The organism is Leptospira hartskeerlii (assembly GCF_002811475.1).
In the GTDB taxonomy this organism is placed as follows: domain Bacteria; phylum Spirochaetota; class Leptospiria; order Leptospirales; family Leptospiraceae; genus Leptospira_B; species Leptospira_B hartskeerlii.
In genome coordinates, this window is the sequence record NZ_NPDL01000011.1 from 83,425 (window position 1) to 100,040 (window position 16,616).

At 41.7% G+C, this 16,616-nt stretch carries 15 protein-coding genes; 1 reads left to right on the forward strand and 14 read right to left on the reverse strand.

Translation table 11 applies throughout. The features are described 5' to 3' along the window. Positions 1 to 3: 3 nt before the first annotated feature. From nadC to CH352_RS17535, 6 genes are all read right to left on the reverse strand, one after another. The gene (gene nadC / locus CH352_RS17510) at positions 4 to 876 is read right to left on the reverse strand and encodes a carboxylating nicotinate-nucleotide diphosphorylase (RefSeq protein ID WP_100706879.1); all 873 of its coding nucleotides are present in this window, start codon (positions 874 to 876) and stop codon (positions 4 to 6) included. Positions 877 to 1,021: 145 nt separating this feature from the next. Then, the gene (locus CH352_RS17515) at positions 1,022 to 2,614 is read right to left on the reverse strand and encodes a lipoprotein LipL71 (protein ID WP_100706878.1); all 1,593 of its coding nucleotides are present in this window, start codon (positions 2,612 to 2,614) and stop codon (positions 1,022 to 1,024) included. Positions 2,615 to 2,654: 40 nt separating this feature from the next. Next, on the reverse strand, positions 2,655 to 2,990 hold the full coding sequence (locus tag CH352_RS17520) for an STAS domain-containing protein (RefSeq protein WP_008595243.1): 336 nt from the start codon (positions 2,988 to 2,990) through the stop codon (positions 2,655 to 2,657). A 69-nt stretch (positions 2,991 to 3,059) separates the two neighbouring features. Then, positions 3,060 to 4,184: a tRNA guanosine(34) transglycosylase Tgt gene (tgt, locus tag CH352_RS17525; protein WP_165780179.1), complete on the reverse strand. Its 1,125-nt coding sequence runs from the start codon at positions 4,182 to 4,184 to the stop codon at positions 3,060 to 3,062. Beyond that, positions 4,181 to 4,669 (reverse strand): Fur family transcriptional regulator, encoded by a 489-nt coding sequence (locus CH352_RS17530; RefSeq protein ID WP_100706875.1) that lies wholly within the window; start codon positions 4,667 to 4,669, stop codon positions 4,181 to 4,183. The genes tgt and CH352_RS17530 overlap by 4 nt, the downstream gene beginning before the upstream one ends. 139 nt (positions 4,670 to 4,808) lie before the next feature. Further along, the gene (locus CH352_RS17535) at positions 4,809 to 5,369 is read right to left on the reverse strand and encodes an LPS assembly lipoprotein LptE (protein ID WP_100706874.1); all 561 of its coding nucleotides are present in this window, start codon (positions 5,367 to 5,369) and stop codon (positions 4,809 to 4,811) included. Positions 5,370 to 5,460: 91 nt separating this feature from the next. Here CH352_RS17535 and CH352_RS17540 point away from each other — a divergent pair, with 91 nt between their 5' ends. After that, positions 5,461 to 7,269, forward strand: a complete 1,809-nt coding sequence (locus CH352_RS17540) for a M23 family metallopeptidase (RefSeq protein ID WP_100706986.1) — start codon at positions 5,461 to 5,463, stop codon at positions 7,267 to 7,269. A 67-nt stretch (positions 7,270 to 7,336) separates the two neighbouring features. On the opposite strand, the gene greA is transcribed toward CH352_RS17540, so the two are convergent. From greA to CH352_RS17580, 8 genes are all read right to left on the reverse strand, one after another. Beyond that, positions 7,337 to 10,114 carry a transcription elongation factor GreA gene (gene greA / locus CH352_RS17545; RefSeq protein ID WP_100706872.1) on the reverse strand — a complete coding sequence of 926 codons (2,778 nt, stop codon included), beginning with the start codon at positions 10,112 to 10,114 and terminating at the stop codon, positions 7,337 to 7,339. Positions 10,115 to 10,373: 259 nt separating this feature from the next. Further along, positions 10,374 to 11,312, reverse strand: a complete 939-nt coding sequence (flaA1, locus tag CH352_RS17550; protein ID WP_100706871.1) for a flagellar filament outer layer protein FlaA1 — start codon at positions 11,310 to 11,312, stop codon at positions 10,374 to 10,376. Positions 11,313 to 11,330: 18 nt separating this feature from the next. Continuing rightward, positions 11,331 to 12,044 (reverse strand): flagellar filament outer layer protein FlaA2, encoded by a 714-nt coding sequence (flaA2, locus tag CH352_RS17555; protein ID WP_100706985.1) that lies wholly within the window; start codon positions 12,042 to 12,044, stop codon positions 11,331 to 11,333. Positions 12,045 to 12,078: 34 nt separating this feature from the next. Next, positions 12,079 to 12,312 carry a DNA-binding protein gene (locus tag CH352_RS17560; RefSeq protein ID WP_100706870.1) on the reverse strand — a complete coding sequence of 78 codons (234 nt, stop codon included), beginning with the start codon at positions 12,310 to 12,312 and terminating at the stop codon, positions 12,079 to 12,081. A gap of 291 nt (positions 12,313 to 12,603) precedes the next feature. After that, entirely contained in the window at positions 12,604 to 13,407 is an 804-nt protein-coding gene (locus tag CH352_RS17565; protein ID WP_100706868.1) for a hypothetical protein, read from the reverse strand. A 5-nt stretch (positions 13,408 to 13,412) separates the two neighbouring features. Then, positions 13,413 to 14,525 carry an LIC10775 family protein gene (locus CH352_RS17570; RefSeq protein ID WP_100706867.1) on the reverse strand — a complete coding sequence of 371 codons (1,113 nt, stop codon included), beginning with the start codon at positions 14,523 to 14,525 and terminating at the stop codon, positions 13,413 to 13,415. After that, positions 14,522 to 15,889 carry a DNA repair protein RadA gene (radA, locus tag CH352_RS17575; protein WP_100706865.1) on the reverse strand — a complete coding sequence of 456 codons (1,368 nt, stop codon included), beginning with the start codon at positions 15,887 to 15,889 and terminating at the stop codon, positions 14,522 to 14,524. Before radA ends, CH352_RS17570 begins: the two co-directional genes overlap by 4 nt. After that, complete coding sequence (locus CH352_RS17580; RefSeq protein WP_100706864.1) at positions 15,886 to 16,524, reverse strand: ribonuclease D; 639 nt, start codon at positions 16,522 to 16,524, stop codon at positions 15,886 to 15,888. Before CH352_RS17580 ends, radA begins: the two co-directional genes overlap by 4 nt. Positions 16,525 to 16,616 lie beyond the last annotated feature (92 nt).

Here is a 16,616-nt window from a genome sequence, read left to right on the forward strand (position 1 = left end):
TTTTTAGGTCCTTATATCCAAACCTAGATCCAAAAATCTGGTAGTATGAGTCAGGTATCCCATGCTAACTCCTACACCGGGAAATTCGGACAATGCTTCCAGTTTTTCCGGAGTGATCCCTCCGGAACATTCTATCAGGATTTTAGGATTTTTTTCTTTTACCCTTTGGAACGCTTTGCGTGTATCGGGTATATTAAAATTATCTAACATTAAAACATCTGGTTCCGCTTCGAGCGCGTCTTCCAATTGGTCCAAGGAATCTATTTCTAGTTCCACCATTCTTCCGGGAAAATTAGATCTGATCTTTCCCACAGGAATTTTTGCAGATCCGAATAATGCCAAATGATTATCCTTGATCATCGCCATTTCAGAAAGATCCAATCTATGGTTGGAACCTCCCCCGCAATACACTGCGTACTTTGCAAGTTTCCTGTATCCGGGCAGTGTCTTCCTGGTATCCAAGATCATTATACCCTTAGACCCATACTGATCCACGACCTTTCTAGTCGAAGTAGAAATACCGGAAAGATATTGTAAGAAGTTTAGAAGGATTCTTTCTACGCGTAACATGGAGAGAAGACTACCTTGTATCTCGGCGATCTTGTCTCCTTTGACGAATTTTTCTCCGTCTTTAAAGAAGAATTTAAACTGTAAATCTCCGCCTGAAAGTTTGGAAAGAACTTCCGAAACACCGCTACCGCAGAGAATACCTTCTTCTCTTGCGTTTAAGTATGCGATCGCTTTTTGATCCGGAGAGAATAAAGAAACAGACGTTATATCTTGCTCAGGACAATCCTCGTCCCATGCCATTTTAGCCAGGGGAAAATAATCCTCCTCGCTCGTCTCTGATATAGGCTTAGTATAAGCCCTCTTCACTTGGAATTCACCGCTAAGTAAAACTGTTTCGAATAATAAATGAGGATCAAGCGGAATTCGAAAATTTCCAACTGTAGAAAAAAGAAAGGCCCGGAAAAATCCGAGCCAACCATTTGTGTTGAGTTGCTAAAATATTAGACTTATATCAACGAGCTTCTTCGTCGCTTTCCTGTTCACCAGAATCGGAAGGTGCTTCACTCTCTGTGGAAGGTGCCGGAGTTGAAGGCTCTTCTTCTTCCGGTTCTTGCTCAGAAGTAGCAGGAGGAGGAGTTGTAGTCTCTTCCTTCTTCTCTTGCGGAGCATTCGCCTCTACTTTATCACTTCCTGTCTGCTTTTTAGGAGCTTTTTTCGGATCGAACTTAGTGGATCCTTTAGCAGGCGGAATTAACAATACTTGTTTAGGATAGATCAAGTTTGGATTTTTGATCTTACCACGGTTCGCATCATAGATACGTTTCCAAAGTTTAGAAGTGCCGTAATGTTGTTTGTAAGCGGAAATTCTCCAGAGGCAATCTGCAGGAACTTTCTTACGAACTACGTATTTTTTCCAACCTTCAGGAAGTTCTCCGGAAGAAGAAGCAGTAGAATCTTCTCCTTTTTTGGTAGAAGAAGTATTGTCTCCTGCATCACCTTTGCGACCTGCAACGGAAGATCCAGTGCGTAATCTTTCTGCGATATCATCAGACTGATCTACAACAATGCGAGAAAGTCTGATTGCTTCTTCTGATCTACCGATAGAATCTTCGTATTTTTCGGAAGAATATAACTCTTCTGCGGAAACTAACGACTCATCAGCCGCTTTTAAGTTCTCGTCAGCTCTTTGGTAAGAAGTTTGGAGATCCTTGCTGGATTTCAGTTTGGACTGATCGATTCCAGATAGTTTATCCTTAGCTTTTCCGATGGAATCTTTTGCTTCTGCCTTCTTCTTGAGTGCGTAAGCTTGGATATTTTTTGCTACGAGTTCTGCTGATTTTTTGCGAATATCATCAACTTCAGAATAACCTTCTTTGATCTTTCCTTCGTCGATTTTTGCCTTAGCAGCATTCAAACGTTCTCTTGTTTGGGCCACTTCAGGGTCTTGGCCAGAAGCATATCTGTCTGCATCATCCAGATTTTTTTCGATATCTGCGAGAGAATCGATCAACTGTTGTTTTTGAGAAAGAGCCAAAGATTTGGCGTCAGTTGCCGCCTTTTTGGACTCCAGATATTTTTTATTACTTTGTTCGTACTGATCGAAAGCAGCAAGACGGGTTCTAAGTTTTGCGTCGTCCCCGGATTCCTTAGGATAGGATTCCAAAGTGCGGTCCGCATTGTCTCTTAGAGTATCCCCTTCTTTCTTAAGCTCTACTGCATTATTATAAGGTTCTGCAGCGAGCTGAGAAGCATAAGCCTCATCCGCTTCGTTGATAGAGGTGTTCGCTTGTGTCTTGGATTCCTCGGTCAATTGAGGATAAGATCTTTCTAATGCATCATACGCTTTGCTTTTTGCATATTCGGCACTTTTTTTGGTCTCGCCCAAATCTTCGTTAGAAGCTTTTTCATGAGCGGTCAAAAGACTTTTGCGAGCTTCCTCGAATTCTCCGGAAGCGTATCTTTCTGCGCCTGCATCTTTAGCGCGAGTGATAGCGGTCTTAGCTTCCGCCAATTCTTTTACAGGTAGTTCTGCACCACAGGCGACTAGGAATCCTAAAACTCCCAGTACCAATGATGGGAACGATATAGCTCGAAAAGTTTTCATTTATTTTGCACCAGCCAGAGGATCGTTAAATATGCCTTACTTATTTGAAGGCAGCGACGGCATCAGCTTCGTTATCAAAGATCTCGAAGAATGACGTTAATTTAGTTAATTCAAATACCTTTCTTACGGAACCAGCAACGTTGATAATTTTAAGTCCGCCCTGGTATTTTTTTAAGTTAGAGAGGCTGGAAATCAAAGCACCGATTCCGGATGAGTCGATATAAGAGACCTTTTCCAGATTGATAATAGTATAGTATTTCTGCTCTTCAATGAGCTTTGCGATCACATCCTTAATCTCAGGGGCATTGTATAAATCTATCTCCCCATTGATGTCCAGAATTACGATGTTACCGCTTTCCCTTCTGGTGATTTCCATAAAAAATCAGCAACTCCTTTCTTTATCTGTTTGAACCATCCTACAATAGGGGGGTCATTCTCTATATAGTCAACGAGAAATTTCCGGTCTTTCGTACAAATTTTTCCATTTAACGAAAAACTCGCTGAAATTTCCAACTTCGATGGAATGTCGAAGTTCTCTCATGAACTTTTTCATAAAATGCAAATTATGGTACGTGCTCAAGGAAAATGCGCTTAACTCTTTCACGTGATGTAAGTGTCTAATATACCCGATACTGTATCTTTTACACACTTTGCATTCGCATTCCGGGTCCATCGGCTCATCTACGAGCTTCCATTTTTCATTTCTGAGATTCACTTTTCCTCGAGAAGTGAATACTTGCCCGTTTCTAGCATTTCGGGTGGGAAGAACGCAGTCAAACATGTCGACTCCGTTTCTTACTCCTTCCAAAATATCCGGAACAGTTCCTACTCCCATCAGATATAATGGTCTAGTCCTGTCGGTGTACGAGGAAATTCCTTCCATGGTTCGGATAAAATCAGGTCTGGGTTCTCCTACGGAGAGTCCTCCGATCGCAATTCCGGAAAAAGGAAGAGAACGAATCTTCTCCAGGCTCTCCAATCTCAGATCTAAATTGGTTCCGCCTTGGAAAATTCCGAATAAAAATTGATTACGTTTGTCTTTCTCCCAGTAATTCACAGCTTCTTCCGCCCAACGATGGGTCCGATCTAAAGCTTCTTTGATCCTAGAAACAGTTCCGTCTCCGGGAGGACAATCATCCAAAACCATCATGATGTCTGAACCGATCGATCTCTGGATATCGATGACTTTCTCGGGAGTGAAAAAATGAGGACTTCCGTCAATATGAGAACGGAACTCCACTCCTTCTTTTTTAAATTTCACAAGAGAATTCAGACTGAAAACTTGGAAACCACCGCTGTCTGTGAGCAGAGCTTTTTTATACGAAACAAAGTTTTTAAGCCCGCCAAATTTCTCCAGGACCTCGGTGCCGGGGCGGAGATAAAGATGATAGGTATTTCCGAGTATCAGTTCATAACCTAACTCATCTATATCGTCAGAGTCCAGGGATTTGACTGCACCTCTTGTGCCCACAGGCATAAATACAGGCGTTGGAATTTCGATTCCGTTGAGGGATAAGGTTCCGGTTCGGGCAAAAGAATGTGGATCTTCTACCCTAGATCTATAGATCATTTTTTGTTCGGACAATTCGGATCCAAACAAGAGCCGTAGATATTCAGGCTATGACCTGTGATCTTGAACCCGTTGCTTGCGGCTGCTTGCTCTTGCAGCTGTTCGATCCTTTCGTCCATGAACTCGACTATTCTTCCACAGTCTATGCAGATGATATGATCGTGATGAGTATGACCTATGATATGTTCGTAATACTTATAATCTTGGCCGAAATTATGCTCTTGCAATAACTTCGCTTCCACCATGATGGATAGAATTCTATAAATGGTAGCCTTGGAAATTTTATCTCTTTGGTCTTTGAATTCTTCCAGGAGGCTTTCCGCGGTGAAGTGATTATGCAGGGAGAAAATACGTTCTGCGACTAACATCCTTTGGTTGGTGATCTTTAGTCCCTTCTTCTGTAAGTAATCGGAAAAAGTTTTCATCTCCATCCGGATGGAATCGTCTACGGTTTTCAGAATTTCAGTTTCTCGGTCTTTGTTCATTTTTTAGGAGGAATGGAACTCTCTTGCAGAATTTTCCTTTCGGATCAAGGAATCTGGGCTGTTCACATTCTTTTTCCACAATTTAAGATCCGGTTATGAGATTTATCAAGTGGAATTTCATTTTTAGGAAATGAAATACTTACTCTTCCTCACCTTCTATTTTGCCCGCTATAGAATAATACCAGGCTCTTTCTAATTCTTCTGCGATACGGACCGCAAGAATTTTGAGTAATCTGGTCTGAGCCTGCCCCTCTGTTTCCATAAAACCAACTTGGTCTGAATAGATAATCCTCGCTGGGATCTCAGTTCTTTCTAATGGAATTTTTTCTCCACCTGCTTTCTGGAGCTCCACCTTGCAGACTACAAACATCTCTTTGCTAAGTTGCTGGCCACCTTGATCTAATAGTGCACCTACCTGTTGGTAATGACTGATCTCTCCGTAGATACGATATGCGGCTTGAGACTTCTCCCTAGTCTGGATAAATCTTCCTCGATAATTGATCTCCTGTTTTACCAGATCCGAAAGAGTGGTATGCATTGCGATCCCGTAGGAATTGTTCCGAAAATTCTGCACATACACTGTGCGTTTAGAATCCGGGATGGGGATCCCGTCTATTTTAGGAGGATTACCGGGCTCCCGAGTGAGATAGGTGCAAGAACTTAGGCAAAATACCAGAAAAATCGGAACAAGGAGCCTCATAACATCAGGCTTTCCTCCAAGTATGAGGCTGCAAGAAAATTTCACAGATTTCAGGCTTTACAATTTAGGGGAACCGGATCTGAATTCGCAAATGGGAAAAAATTTCCTAAAACTTTTTCCACAAATCCCGCTTCGATTCGGACTAACATTTCTTCTCCTCTTTCTAACTTTGGGAGAAGGTAAAGCAGGCGAAACCGGTTCCAAAGTTTCTGCAGTTTCTCCTAATCTAAAAGTTAATTCGGCCCTTCAAAAAAATATTTGGGATGATCTCACACCTGAGGTTTTAGCTGATCTTGGAAATTTAGGTTTTCCAATGGAGATGGAAACTCCCATCTCAGGTTCCTATGCAGAATATAGAGTACATCATCTTCATATGGGTTGCGATTTTAAAACATTCCATACGAACGGGATCTCCGCCATTTCCCCATTTCAAGGATATATAGAATCGATCGGACAATCCACAAAAGGATATGGTTCGAATATAATTTTAAGATCTTCCGGTTCTAATTTAAAGGCAAAGTTTGCTCACTTACTGGACTTCAAAGGTTTCAGAAAGGATTTAGATCTACTGAGGGAAGCATTGGCATTACTCAGCGGTGGAGAATTTCAGGTAAAACTTTCTCCCGGTTCCTATAATCTCCCTAAAGGAGAAAATATTGCAAGGCTCGGAGAGTCGGGCTCAGGCGTCAGCCATCTACATTTTGAATTACATTTACCTAATGGAACATTAAACCCTCTCCCCTATTTACCTTTGAGGGGAAAAGACAGATATTCTCCCGAACTTTTGCTATTATACGTGGACTCAGAAGATGGAGTGCAGGCCAGATTACCTTTAGAAAAAAAGGGAGAAGGTAGATTTGCACTTCCAGGAAATCAAAAACTGAATCTTGCGGGAGGGGTCCGTTTCAGATTGGGAGCCTACGACCTAATGACTTCCAGAAACAAAAACAATTTATTCTTCGCAGGCATTTACAAAGACGAGGCTCCCTTATACGAAAGGTCCTTCAGAGGAATGAGCTATGAAGAAGCAAGGATCCATCACGATATATTCGACTCAAATCGTTCTTCCTTAAATCCTCCCGTTTATGTTTATAATCTATTCCCTGCAAAAGGACCAAGCATAGATCTTAGAAATTTTGAAACAGGAAGTATAGTCAAACTTGTCCTCAAGGCTTCCGATCACGCAGGAAATCATTCCATTCTTCCTTTAGAAATAGAAGTCGGAACGATAAATTCCAAAAAACCTTCCATTACGAAAACTGAATTCACATCCGCAGATGGGATCTTAAAGATCAAAACTCCAAACAAAACAACGTATGGCCAAGGTTCTTTAATATTCAAAAAATTGGAAAAACCGGAAGAAGATCTAAAACTTCCGGAAGGACTTAAATCTAAAGCGGCTATTTACGAATTAGAATCTTCCGATCTTTCTTGGGTGGGAGAAGCGGAACTAACTTGGCGTGGTGCGGCCCTAGGTAAAAAAGATGGGATCTATATCTATGATAAAGCTTCTAAAAAATGGTCTGCCCTAAAACAAAAAGGCCAAGCTGGATTAGTCACCAAACTTGGGGCATTAGCAATTCTCACTGATGATGCAAAACCTGCGGTGAATTATCCATATCTGATCACAAGAAATAGAAGGATTAAGGGCCAGGAAGAAGAAGGAATCGAAGAAAGATTATACACAGTTTCCGACACAGGCTCCGGCTATGCAGGCGGAGCAGAAGTTTTACTCGAAGGAGAAGTTTACCCAAGTGAGTTCGATGCGGACCGTAAAATGCTAATCGTCAAATTTCCCAAAACTTTCTCCGCTTGGAAAAAGTATATGCTACTCCAGATCCGAATTAAAGACAGAGCAGGAAACTCCTCCGATTGGTTTACAGATTTAGTGAGATTTTAGTTCCTTATAAATAAAAAGCCCCGCGACTCCGCAGGGCTTTAAATTTCAAGATTGGAAAGTGTCTTTCTTAGTCTTGATTTTGAAGAGAGTATCTACTGATCTGCAGAACCTTAAATTTGGTTTCTGCTCCACCAAGATTTAAAGAAGCGTTATCTCCCACTTTTTTACCTAAAAGAGACTTAGCAAGCGGCGACTGATAAGAAATAATATTTTTCTCAGTATCCGCGTCCCAAGCTCCCAAGATAGAATAAGTTTGATCTTCTCCGCTGGACTCGTTTTTGAGTTTTACGGTAGTTCCGATATTGATACGATCTGTTTTCACGTTGGAAAGATCTAGAACGATCGCAGCCTTGAGCTCCGCTTCCAGCTTTTTGATCTGAGCTTGGAGCTGGACTTGTTTTTCCATAGCGGCTTTGTATTCCGCGTTCTCTCTTAAGTCCCCTCTTTCCTGAGCCTCTCCGATATCTCTGGAGTTTTCAGGCATCTCAACGTTGACTAAATGATCGAACTCCGCTTTTTTAGCGTTCAGAGCACGGCGAGTAACGAGAACTGCGTTTTCCGGAATTCTTGCCAGAACATCCTCTTCCTCTTCATCATCATCCTCTTCTTCCCAGATTAGATCCGGTTTCAGAGCTCGAATAAGAGACATCAATTTATCCTTTTCAGTCTCTTCGATATAAGGAACTTCTCTATAAAGAGCATACACTTTGCGGATATATTCCGAGTCTCCGTTTTGGATCGCCTCGCTGATCACAGCTGCGTCGTTTCCGAATAGGATCTCTTGGCAAGTGTTCTTAAGCTTGGTTCCTTTTTCCTCGATCTTGTTCAGAGGTTTTAATAAACGAAGAACTCTCAGGATTAGATCCTGTCTAGAAACGTTCATCCATTCTTCTTCCCAAGTTTTGAGAAGGATAGATTTTGCTACCCAGAGGAATACTTCAGGATTTTCTTTCGCGCGGCTGGATGAGGTTTCGATGAATAAGTTCAGTTCGGCGAACTTTCCGTCAGCTTCCAGAACGGAAACAACGTATTTATTGTTCTTAACCGGAACTTCAAAAAGAAGACCAACCAGAATATTGACCCAATCAGAATGCGATTTTTTCACTAAGTCTACGAAAGACTTTTTGATATCCAAGTTGCTGATCCTAGAAGAATATTCCAGGACCTCTTCTCTTTTCAGAGACTTAACGATCTTGGAAACATCATCCAATTTTTGGTATCTTTGGAAATCGTAAGGACTTCCGTCTTCACCTTCCATGGTAGAAGCGACTTCGTCCAGATATAGATACGCAACGATCTTGCGGAATGAGTCGTGAGTTTGTTCTTCTTCGAAATAATGATGAGCGAAAGTATCGATCGCTGATTCTGCTTCTTCTTTGTTACGAAGCGCTTCGATCGCGATGTCCAGACGTTTTGCAGGATCAGTGTTCGCATTGAATTTTTCAGTCAATTCTTCAGCGTAAGTGATCGGTTTTTCTCTATACCAGAGTTCGTCTTTTTTCTTAGGGTTAAAGCCTAGGTTATCTTCTTTCTTGATAACATTCTTAGCTTTGTTCCACCATTTGGACCAATCAACCACAGGGATAAATTTCCCTGCAATCTCCGCTTTCATTTCGGCAACCAACATATGGTTTTCGAAAGAAGTTAATAATTCCTTAAAGAAGCCAGGAACATCGTTCTCAAATAAGGAAACAACGGAAGGCTTGTCCTCATAGAATCTTACCCAGATATGATCTCCTTTCAGAGGTTTCAAACTGGTGATCGCCATTTGGATGGAAAGTTTATGATTTTTCTTATCTTTGAAATCTACGAAGATGGAATCTCCGTTAGGCGAAATAGAAACGATCTTACCTACTCCCCAATTCCTATGAAGAACGTAGTTGCCGGTATCGAATACGATGTTTCTTTCGAAGTTGGAAATACAAACCTTAACAGGTTTTCTGTTATTTCCTAACTCGGACATTTTTAAGAAATCTTCCAACAAGCTGTGGTTGGCATATTTCAGTTTATAAACTCTAATCAGTTCGTTTCTTGCCTTGTTGGAAACAGGCTCATGATCCAGGATCTTTTTCAGAAGATAGATCACTCTGTCCCAATCTTCAGTGATCTTAAATGGCTCAACTAATGGATAAAGGTAACCTGCAAGACGGGTCTTTTCACGGTGACCTAAAAGGATACGTTCTATCTTTTCAACGAATTGGATATCATCGTGGCTGTTGGAAACAAAGATAGGCCAGATCTCTTCGAATTGTACGTATTCTTTGGTTTTTGCAAAAGTTTCGATCGCTTGTTTTAGATATGCGACTGCCTTTTCTTTGTTTTCATCAAGAATTGCTAATGCGTATTTTTTAGCGATTTCCGGGTTCTTGCGATCTTGTTTTGCAAGTTTTTCCAGGATAGGTTTAAGCTCTTTATTCTTCTTTAGTTTTTCAAGAGCTTCCGCTTTGAAACGAAGAGCGTAACGATCCTCTCCGAATTTTAAAATATTGTCAGTGATATGTTCAATGATGACCCATTTGCTGGCTTGCTTAAAAGAATCCAGTAGAGTCTTGAAATAAGAAGCAGCGTCTATACTTCCTTTTTGTAGTCCGAGTAATCCAAGCATGTATCTTGCGGAAATACTTTCAGGATGATCAGCAAGATGTTCTTCCAATTTTGTTTTGGCAGAATCTATAAGTCCGGATGATTGAAAGGATTCTATAAGATCGTCGTAAATTTTAAATTTAGATGCTGGAATGGAATTTGCGTCCGAGCGTACATAAATCTCCTCGTTGAAAAGAGAAGTCAGCTTGTCCAGTTCGCTGGCAGGCTTAGTTTCCGCGGTTGTCGCAGTTTCGTTAGACATAGGAATTACTCCGCCGACGGGGTCGGCATTCAAAAATAGGTTCGGATGGGCGGTTTTTTGTCTCTTAAGAGCCCTTTCAGATCAATTATAGCAGCTTAGGCTTATACGTAAACTAGAATTTGGACTTAGGCTTGTACAGGTGCTGTTTCGCTATTACTTAGGTGAGAATTCGTAAGAAAAACGCCAGATTTTCATAACAGAGAAACAAAAAACGCGGGAAGGTTCCCGCGTTTCATTAGAGTCGGATTGTGAGAAAGGCTTACTTGCCGTTTCCACCTTCACATTCTTTCTCAGCTTTCACTTTTAACATCTTATCCAACTTACGCTTAGAGCGGCAGTCATCCGCATCGAAGTCGATAGAAGCTCCGTCGAAGTGAACTTCGAATACGTCGGAAAGAACTCTTAGCTCGTCAAAGAAAAGGTAAACAGTTTCTCCACTCGTATCGTTACGAGAGCGAATTTTAAATTGTTTGAATACAAGTGTCTTAACCTGAGGGTAAGAATTTACGTCTTGAGGAACTCCCGGAGGAATTTCAAAAGTAAGAGGTCTCCAACCGATAAAGTCCAGATCTCCGAATTGGAAGATATGAGAATCACCTTTCCAATCTTCTAACCAACCCTCTAGGTTGTACTCGTTACCACGACCGCAAACCCAAACAGAAACCGCCTTTACGATCCCTGGGAATTCAACACCATAGATCTTGAATTCTTTTCTTTTGTTGTTCGCGTCTAAGTAAGCCATTTTACGAGTGATCTCGTATTCTGGTGTGCGAGGGGGACGGATACTGACAGAGTTATCTCCTGGGAAAGTGAAAGCAAACTTCACTCCCAAAACTTTTCCGGTTCCAGCATCTACGTTCTTGATGTCTCCAGGTTTTCCGGGAAGAAGTTTAACTTCTCTCAATGCTTGTGCATTAGAAGCTGTAGGCTGGTACTGTCCCTGCTGCCCTTGAGGAACTTGTGTATCCTTATCTGTGGATACTTCCCAACCGTAAGGAGCAGAACCTGGAGGATTGTCCCAGGATTCTACAGTGATGGAGCGTAACTCCATCCCGCTTACGTCGATACCGGTAGGAGTCTCGATCCCGCCTTTTTTCTTTTTGATAAATTGCGCGCTCACAGTCCCGAGAAGAAGGATGGAAGAAATACCTACTACTACTGCCGCGGTGATTTTAGTTTTTTTGCTGAGGTTTTTCATACGTGTCCTACCGGAAGATCACCAATTGTCCTTAATTTCAGAACCAGGATACTTCGTATCAGATTTATCGGCACGAACTTCCAAATCATCTACATAAAAGTAGAAGCTTCCGCCCACTTCATGAACATCAGATGTCACGAAAATGGAAACGAATCTTAGGTTCTTGTCCAATAATGCAAATCTGGTACTTTGAGGAACAAATCCCGGAACAGTTGCAGTTAACTTTCTCCAACCGAAATAATCCAAGCGACCCATTCTGATATTATGGGTTTTTCCTCTATAGTCTCTCAGTTTAACGAATAGAGTATGACGGAATTTTCTTCCCAAAGCCCAAATAGAGACCTGACGAGCTTTTCCTTTTACGATATATTCGTGAGGAGGAAAAACTTCTACTCTGTCAAAACCTCTATCGGTATAATGAGTTTTGATGCCGAGGATATGGTTCTTTTCTAATTGGTCTCCACCATTATCCGGAACAGTATTCTCATCGAATACGTCTCGGATCAGACCTCTTTGAACCATCTTAAGAGTTTTAGTCTCTCCCAGGGGAGTAGTAGACTTAGCTCTCCAGTCTTCGGACTCCTCGAAGTTTTCGAGTATAATTTTCTCGAGGGGATCCGGTGCTTGGCCGCCTTGGCCGCCTTGGTTCCCTCCCGCTGGCTGCTGACCGGAAGTCCCGGTAATCGCCAAGAAAAAGAGAACGCTAGCTAATAAGTACGTCTTTTTCCCCATGAGAACATCTCCTAAAGATTTAGTGCAATCCAATCTAATTCTGAGAGGGAGGGATGTCCGTAACTTCTCCATCCTGAATCAGGCCTTGGAATTTACGTAATACCTCGATCATCTTTCCGACACCTTCTGCCGGAATGAATATGGAAGATTTTTTGCTATTGGACCATTCGGAAACTTTTAAGTAGTATCCGTTCTCGTTCCGTTTTAGATCTACCAGAAACTTTTTGTTCTGGGTAGCGACCTTCTCCGTTAGGATTTCGGGGTCCAAATAGATTTCTCCTTCCCGTCTCTGTGTATAAATATCGGTAGCCTAAGTTCCAAAATTAGCCAAGTAAAAAGTTTTTTGCAGTTCAGGAGAAAAAATTGAAAAAAATGGATCTCCGAGCCGACAAGACTTGCCCTGGGTGAAGGAACTCCTGCACTTTATTGTGGTCATGCCCTGATTTATGAGACATAATTTCTTTTTTCTCCGCACAGAGACCACAGAGTTCACGGGGAGATTTTGTAGGAGTTCCTACAGCTCGAATGTCTCTGTGTTCTCCGTGAGCTCCGTGCGAAATTAATGTTTCCTCTTATTCCAAACCAGGATTCCAATGATCCAAATATAGTTTAAAGCGAGAAGGCCCGCAAGCCCAAGAACTCCCATATTGAACAAAACTTCTTCCGGATTGGAGATTGGGAGAAGGATCCGAGGATTTTTAGGAAGATCGAAACCGAACTTTTTACAGGCCTCCAGGACTGCTTCCGCATAATACGAGTTCAATCCTGCAATATTGGAATGGGACAAAGACTGCCCTACTCTCGGGTTCTGCTTCTCCCAATCACATACTTTTTCGGAGAATTGTGGGCAAACTGCCCAGGTCAGGACCTCGTCACCTTCTTTCCAATCGGAAGAAACCCAGGGTGCCACATGGAAATACAATGTTTTCTTAATAGAACCTGGAGTAGTCTTAGTGACCTGGTATTTGTATAAAAACTTAGAATCGGTGAATCTATAGATATGAGAATTAGAAACTCCACTTTCTTTCTGAAAGATGGTTTGTTCCGGAGATTTTAGACCCAGAAAGAAACCGAATGCATGGCTTAAATACAGAGCGGAAACTGGTGCAGAGATAAAGCCCAGGAATAAAGCGAAGAATATACTATTCCCGTAAAACTTGGTCAGCCTTAGGGTCATAAAGAACATAGGAAGAAATAAAAAACCAAGGCAGGCGATCGTAGAGATCAATGTCCCGAAAAGGCCGATCGGTAAAAAAAGTGCGGCCATTCCGTTTACGAACAATAAACCCAAACCAAGTAATCTCCACGGAGGTTCCGGCTTTTTAGGTCTTTGGTTTTCCCAGTTTTTGACTAAGGCAAACATCTCCCTTATTCTACGACGACAGAGGAAGAAAATCCACTCCAGATTTTTGTGCCAAGGGCCTCTAATTTGCTTGGATAAGCCAAAGAGAATAGTATTCCCCTGGTCCCTCTTAAATAAAATTTTTCCAGCACGATGATCTGGCTCTTACGCCCATCTTCTCCTACAAAATCGAAACTCGTTCTATAAAGGTCCCCTTCTTTTTTGCGAAGATAATTCCATTCTCTCATCGTCCTGGAATTGATCCCTCGGAGTGAATCCCATACAATATAATAGTTTTGAGCATTAAAGATAGAGGGATGAAAATGAAGTGTGGTTCCTATCGTGAATACAATCCGATCCGGCCGAAAGAATAATATACCTTCACTACTCTTTCGATATTCTTTTTCCCAAGTAGAAGGTCCTCCTTCCACAGGAAAATTCTGGTAGAATCTATGCACCTGCCAGAGATAATCCGGATCTTCTCCTGAAAGCTCTCTGTCTTCATCCGGAAATAAATAAGTAAGATCAGGAGGAAGATCTAAAGAATATGCAAAGTCGGAACTCCTAATCTTCAAAACTTCCGGAGTCCAGCAGCCGAACGGATCAGTAAATCTTTGTAGTTCTTTTTCTTTATGAGAATATTGTTCTAAAAATTTCGCGAGAAGTTTTGCAGTTCTTTCATAACCTTCCGGTACCAATTTTCCGTATCTCAATCGATAGCAGTACATGGAACCTTTTAAAAGGCGGATTGCAGAATATGGATTTGCATGCTTTTGCAAACTTTCCGCCTCGCTATAATGTAGATCCAATTCTTGCCTGTTCGGAAATACTTCCTTGTAATTTCGATCCAGGATCATCTCCACTTTTCCGTCTTTGTAAAAACGATAATTGCGAGATCTGGAGTCTGTCTTCCAAACATAATGTGCGCTTAATCTAAATGCAGTTTGGAGCCTGTTATAAAGTAGTTCTTCTTTTTTTTCCTGATCGCCAAACCAAGGCTGACGCAGAAGTGGATCGACTTCTTGGGCAATTACCGGAATCGAAGCTATAGTCGGAAGGAAAAGCAGGAAAATTGTATATAATAATTTTATAATATACGAAATGCGCGCAAACGAATCTTTTACGATCCGGGTTTTCATTTAAAAAGGCCTTCTAATTCTCTTAGAGCGCTAATTCCTACAATTTCCATTCCGGGGATTTTTTCTAGCTCCGCCAGATTTCCTTTAGGAAGAAAAACTGTTTCGATCCCAACACCTTTCAGTTCTTTTAATCGAAGGGAAACCTGTCCTACGGACCGGACTTCTCCGGAAAGTCCTACTTCTCCAATGACAGCAAATCCAGATTGAACAGGTCTTTCGGTATAACTGGAAAGTATAGAAGCGCAGATCGCAAGATCGAGCGCGGGTTCGTCCACCTGTAGTCCTCCTGCCAGGTTTCCGAATATATCACATTCTGATAATGTATGTCCCAAGTATTTTTCGATTACTGCAGCAAGCAAGATAAGTCTTCGAGTATCGGGACCTTCTGCCATTCTTCTTGCCTGAGAATAATTGGTTCTGCTTACTAAGGCTTGGACTTCTACGCTGAGAGCTCGGCTTCCTTCTACAACGGAACTGATGACTGAGCCACTTTTTCCTTCTGTGAGAGAACTGATAAATACTCTTTGTCTGTCTTTTACTTCTTTTAATCCGGATTCCAACATTTCGAAAACTGCAAGGTCTCCTACTGCGCCGAATCTGTTTTTTACGGCGCGAAGAAGTCTGAAATAATTCAGTTTGTCCCCTTCGAAGTACAATACCGTATCGACTAAATGTTCCAATACCTTAGGACCTGCGATCGCTCCATCCTTAGTAATATGTCCGGTCATTAGGATAGGGATTCCGGTGCGCTTTGCTGTTTCCAAGAGAACTTGAGTACATTCTCGGAGTTGCGTGACTGTTCCCGCTTGGTTTGGAAGTGCTTCCCTTGTAAGAGTTTGGATTGAATCTACAAATACTAGATCGGGGGCAACATCCTCGACCATTGCAGAAATATTCTCAGCGTATGTTTCTGAGGAAAGAAGAAGGTTATCTGATAGAACATTCATCCTTGCCGCTCTGAGTCCCACTTGAGCTGCTGATTCCTCACCGGATATGTACAATATTTTTCTGCCTTGAGAGATCATACTTCTGCTGATCTCTAAGATGAGAGTGGACTTACCTACTCCAGGTTCTCCACCTACTAAAATCAAACTTCCAGGAACAAGTCCACCGCCTAAAACCAAATCCAATTCAGAAAGTCCTGAACTCAGACGTTTTGTATCATCGGGTGAAATAGAATCTATAGGAACGGGTTCCTTATAGACCGCGGATTTCTTATAACTGGGAGAAGAAGAAAAACGATCCCCTCCCGATTCTTCCACAATCGTATTCCATTTACCGCATGATTCACATTTGCCCGCCCAACGAGAAAATTCTTGTCCGCAGGATTGGCAAAGAAAGGTTTTGGAAATTTTCTTTTTCAATGTTCGAATAAATTCTCCATTTGGAGCCAATCAATCTGGTTGAACACCGGAAGACATTGGAATGCTTCTTGAGCAAGTTCGTATCTTCCTTCTCGAATCAATATCTGAGTGAGTTTTTGGGAAAGAGAGATCAGGAATAAAACATCTCCGGATGCATATTCAATCTGATCCTTAGTTAAACTTTGGGCGCCCCAATCGGAGGACTGATTTTTTTTGTCCAGTGTCTCGTCGAAAAATTCTCTGATAATATCTTTCAGACCATGTCTATCCGTATAAGTGCGGGCAAGTTTAGATCCGATCTTAGTGCAAAAAACTCCTTTGGTTAAAATCCCAAGTCTGTATCTTAAGAAGAGGGTATCCATACGAGCAAAATGGAAAACTTTGATAATATCAGGATTTTCGAATAATTTTTTGAGTCGCGGAGCCTCTGTTTGGTTGGGCAGAATTTGCACCAGGCTCACCCTATTTTTGGAATCGCAGATCTGGACCACGCAAAGACGATCTCTTCTTGGATTTAAACCCATCATTTCGCAATCTACTGCCAAATGATCTTCTTCTAAATATTCTTTGAATCTCTCTTCGGAAAGATCTCCCGGAAAAAGATCCGGTTTATTGTTCGCGCGGTTAGATGCCATAAAGCCAAAATAATCGAATAGGATCTCAGGTCCGCAAGAAAAGTCCGGCCCCTCAACCGGTTTTTTTCCTTTTCTATCTTTCGAATCAGTAA

What these genes read in the sequence shown, in the direction of transcription:
- CH352_RS17515 (WP_100706878.1), bottom strand. Translation starts at nt 2,614, where the DNA reads ATGAAAACTTTTCGAGCTATATCGTTCCCATCATTGGTACTGGGAGTT.
- CH352_RS17520 (WP_008595243.1), bottom strand. Translation starts at nt 2,990, where the DNA reads ATGGAAATCACCAGAAGGGAAAGCGGTAACATCGTAATTCTGGACATC.
- tgt (WP_165780179.1), bottom strand. Translation starts at nt 4,184, where the DNA reads ATGATCTATAGATCTAGGGTAGAAGATCCACATTCTTTTGCCCGAACC.
- CH352_RS17530 (WP_100706875.1), bottom strand. Translation starts at nt 4,669, where the DNA reads ATGAACAAAGACCGAGAAACTGAAATTCTGAAAACCGTAGACGATTCC.
- CH352_RS17535 (WP_100706874.1), bottom strand. Translation starts at nt 5,369, where the DNA reads ATGAGGCTCCTTGTTCCGATTTTTCTGGTATTTTGCCTAAGTTCTTGC.
- CH352_RS17540 (WP_100706986.1), top strand. Translation starts at nt 5,461, where the DNA reads ATGGGAAAAAATTTCCTAAAACTTTTTCCACAAATCCCGCTTCGATTC.
- greA (WP_100706872.1), bottom strand. Translation starts at nt 10,114, where the DNA reads ATGTCTAACGAAACTGCGACAACCGCGGAAACTAAGCCTGCCAGCGAA.
- flaA1 (WP_100706871.1), bottom strand. Translation starts at nt 11,312, where the DNA reads ATGAAAAACCTCAGCAAAAAAACTAAAATCACCGCGGCAGTAGTAGTA.
- flaA2 (WP_100706985.1), bottom strand. Translation starts at nt 12,044, where the DNA reads ATGGGGAAAAAGACGTACTTATTAGCTAGCGTTCTCTTTTTCTTGGCG.
- CH352_RS17565 (WP_100706868.1), bottom strand. Translation starts at nt 13,407, where the DNA reads ATGTTTGCCTTAGTCAAAAACTGGGAAAACCAAAGACCTAAAAAGCCG.
- CH352_RS17570 (WP_100706867.1), bottom strand. Translation starts at nt 14,525, where the DNA reads ATGAAAACCCGGATCGTAAAAGATTCGTTTGCGCGCATTTCGTATATT.
- CH352_RS17580 (WP_100706864.1), bottom strand. Translation starts at nt 16,524, where the DNA reads ATGGCATCTAACCGCGCGAACAATAAACCGGATCTTTTTCCGGGAGAT.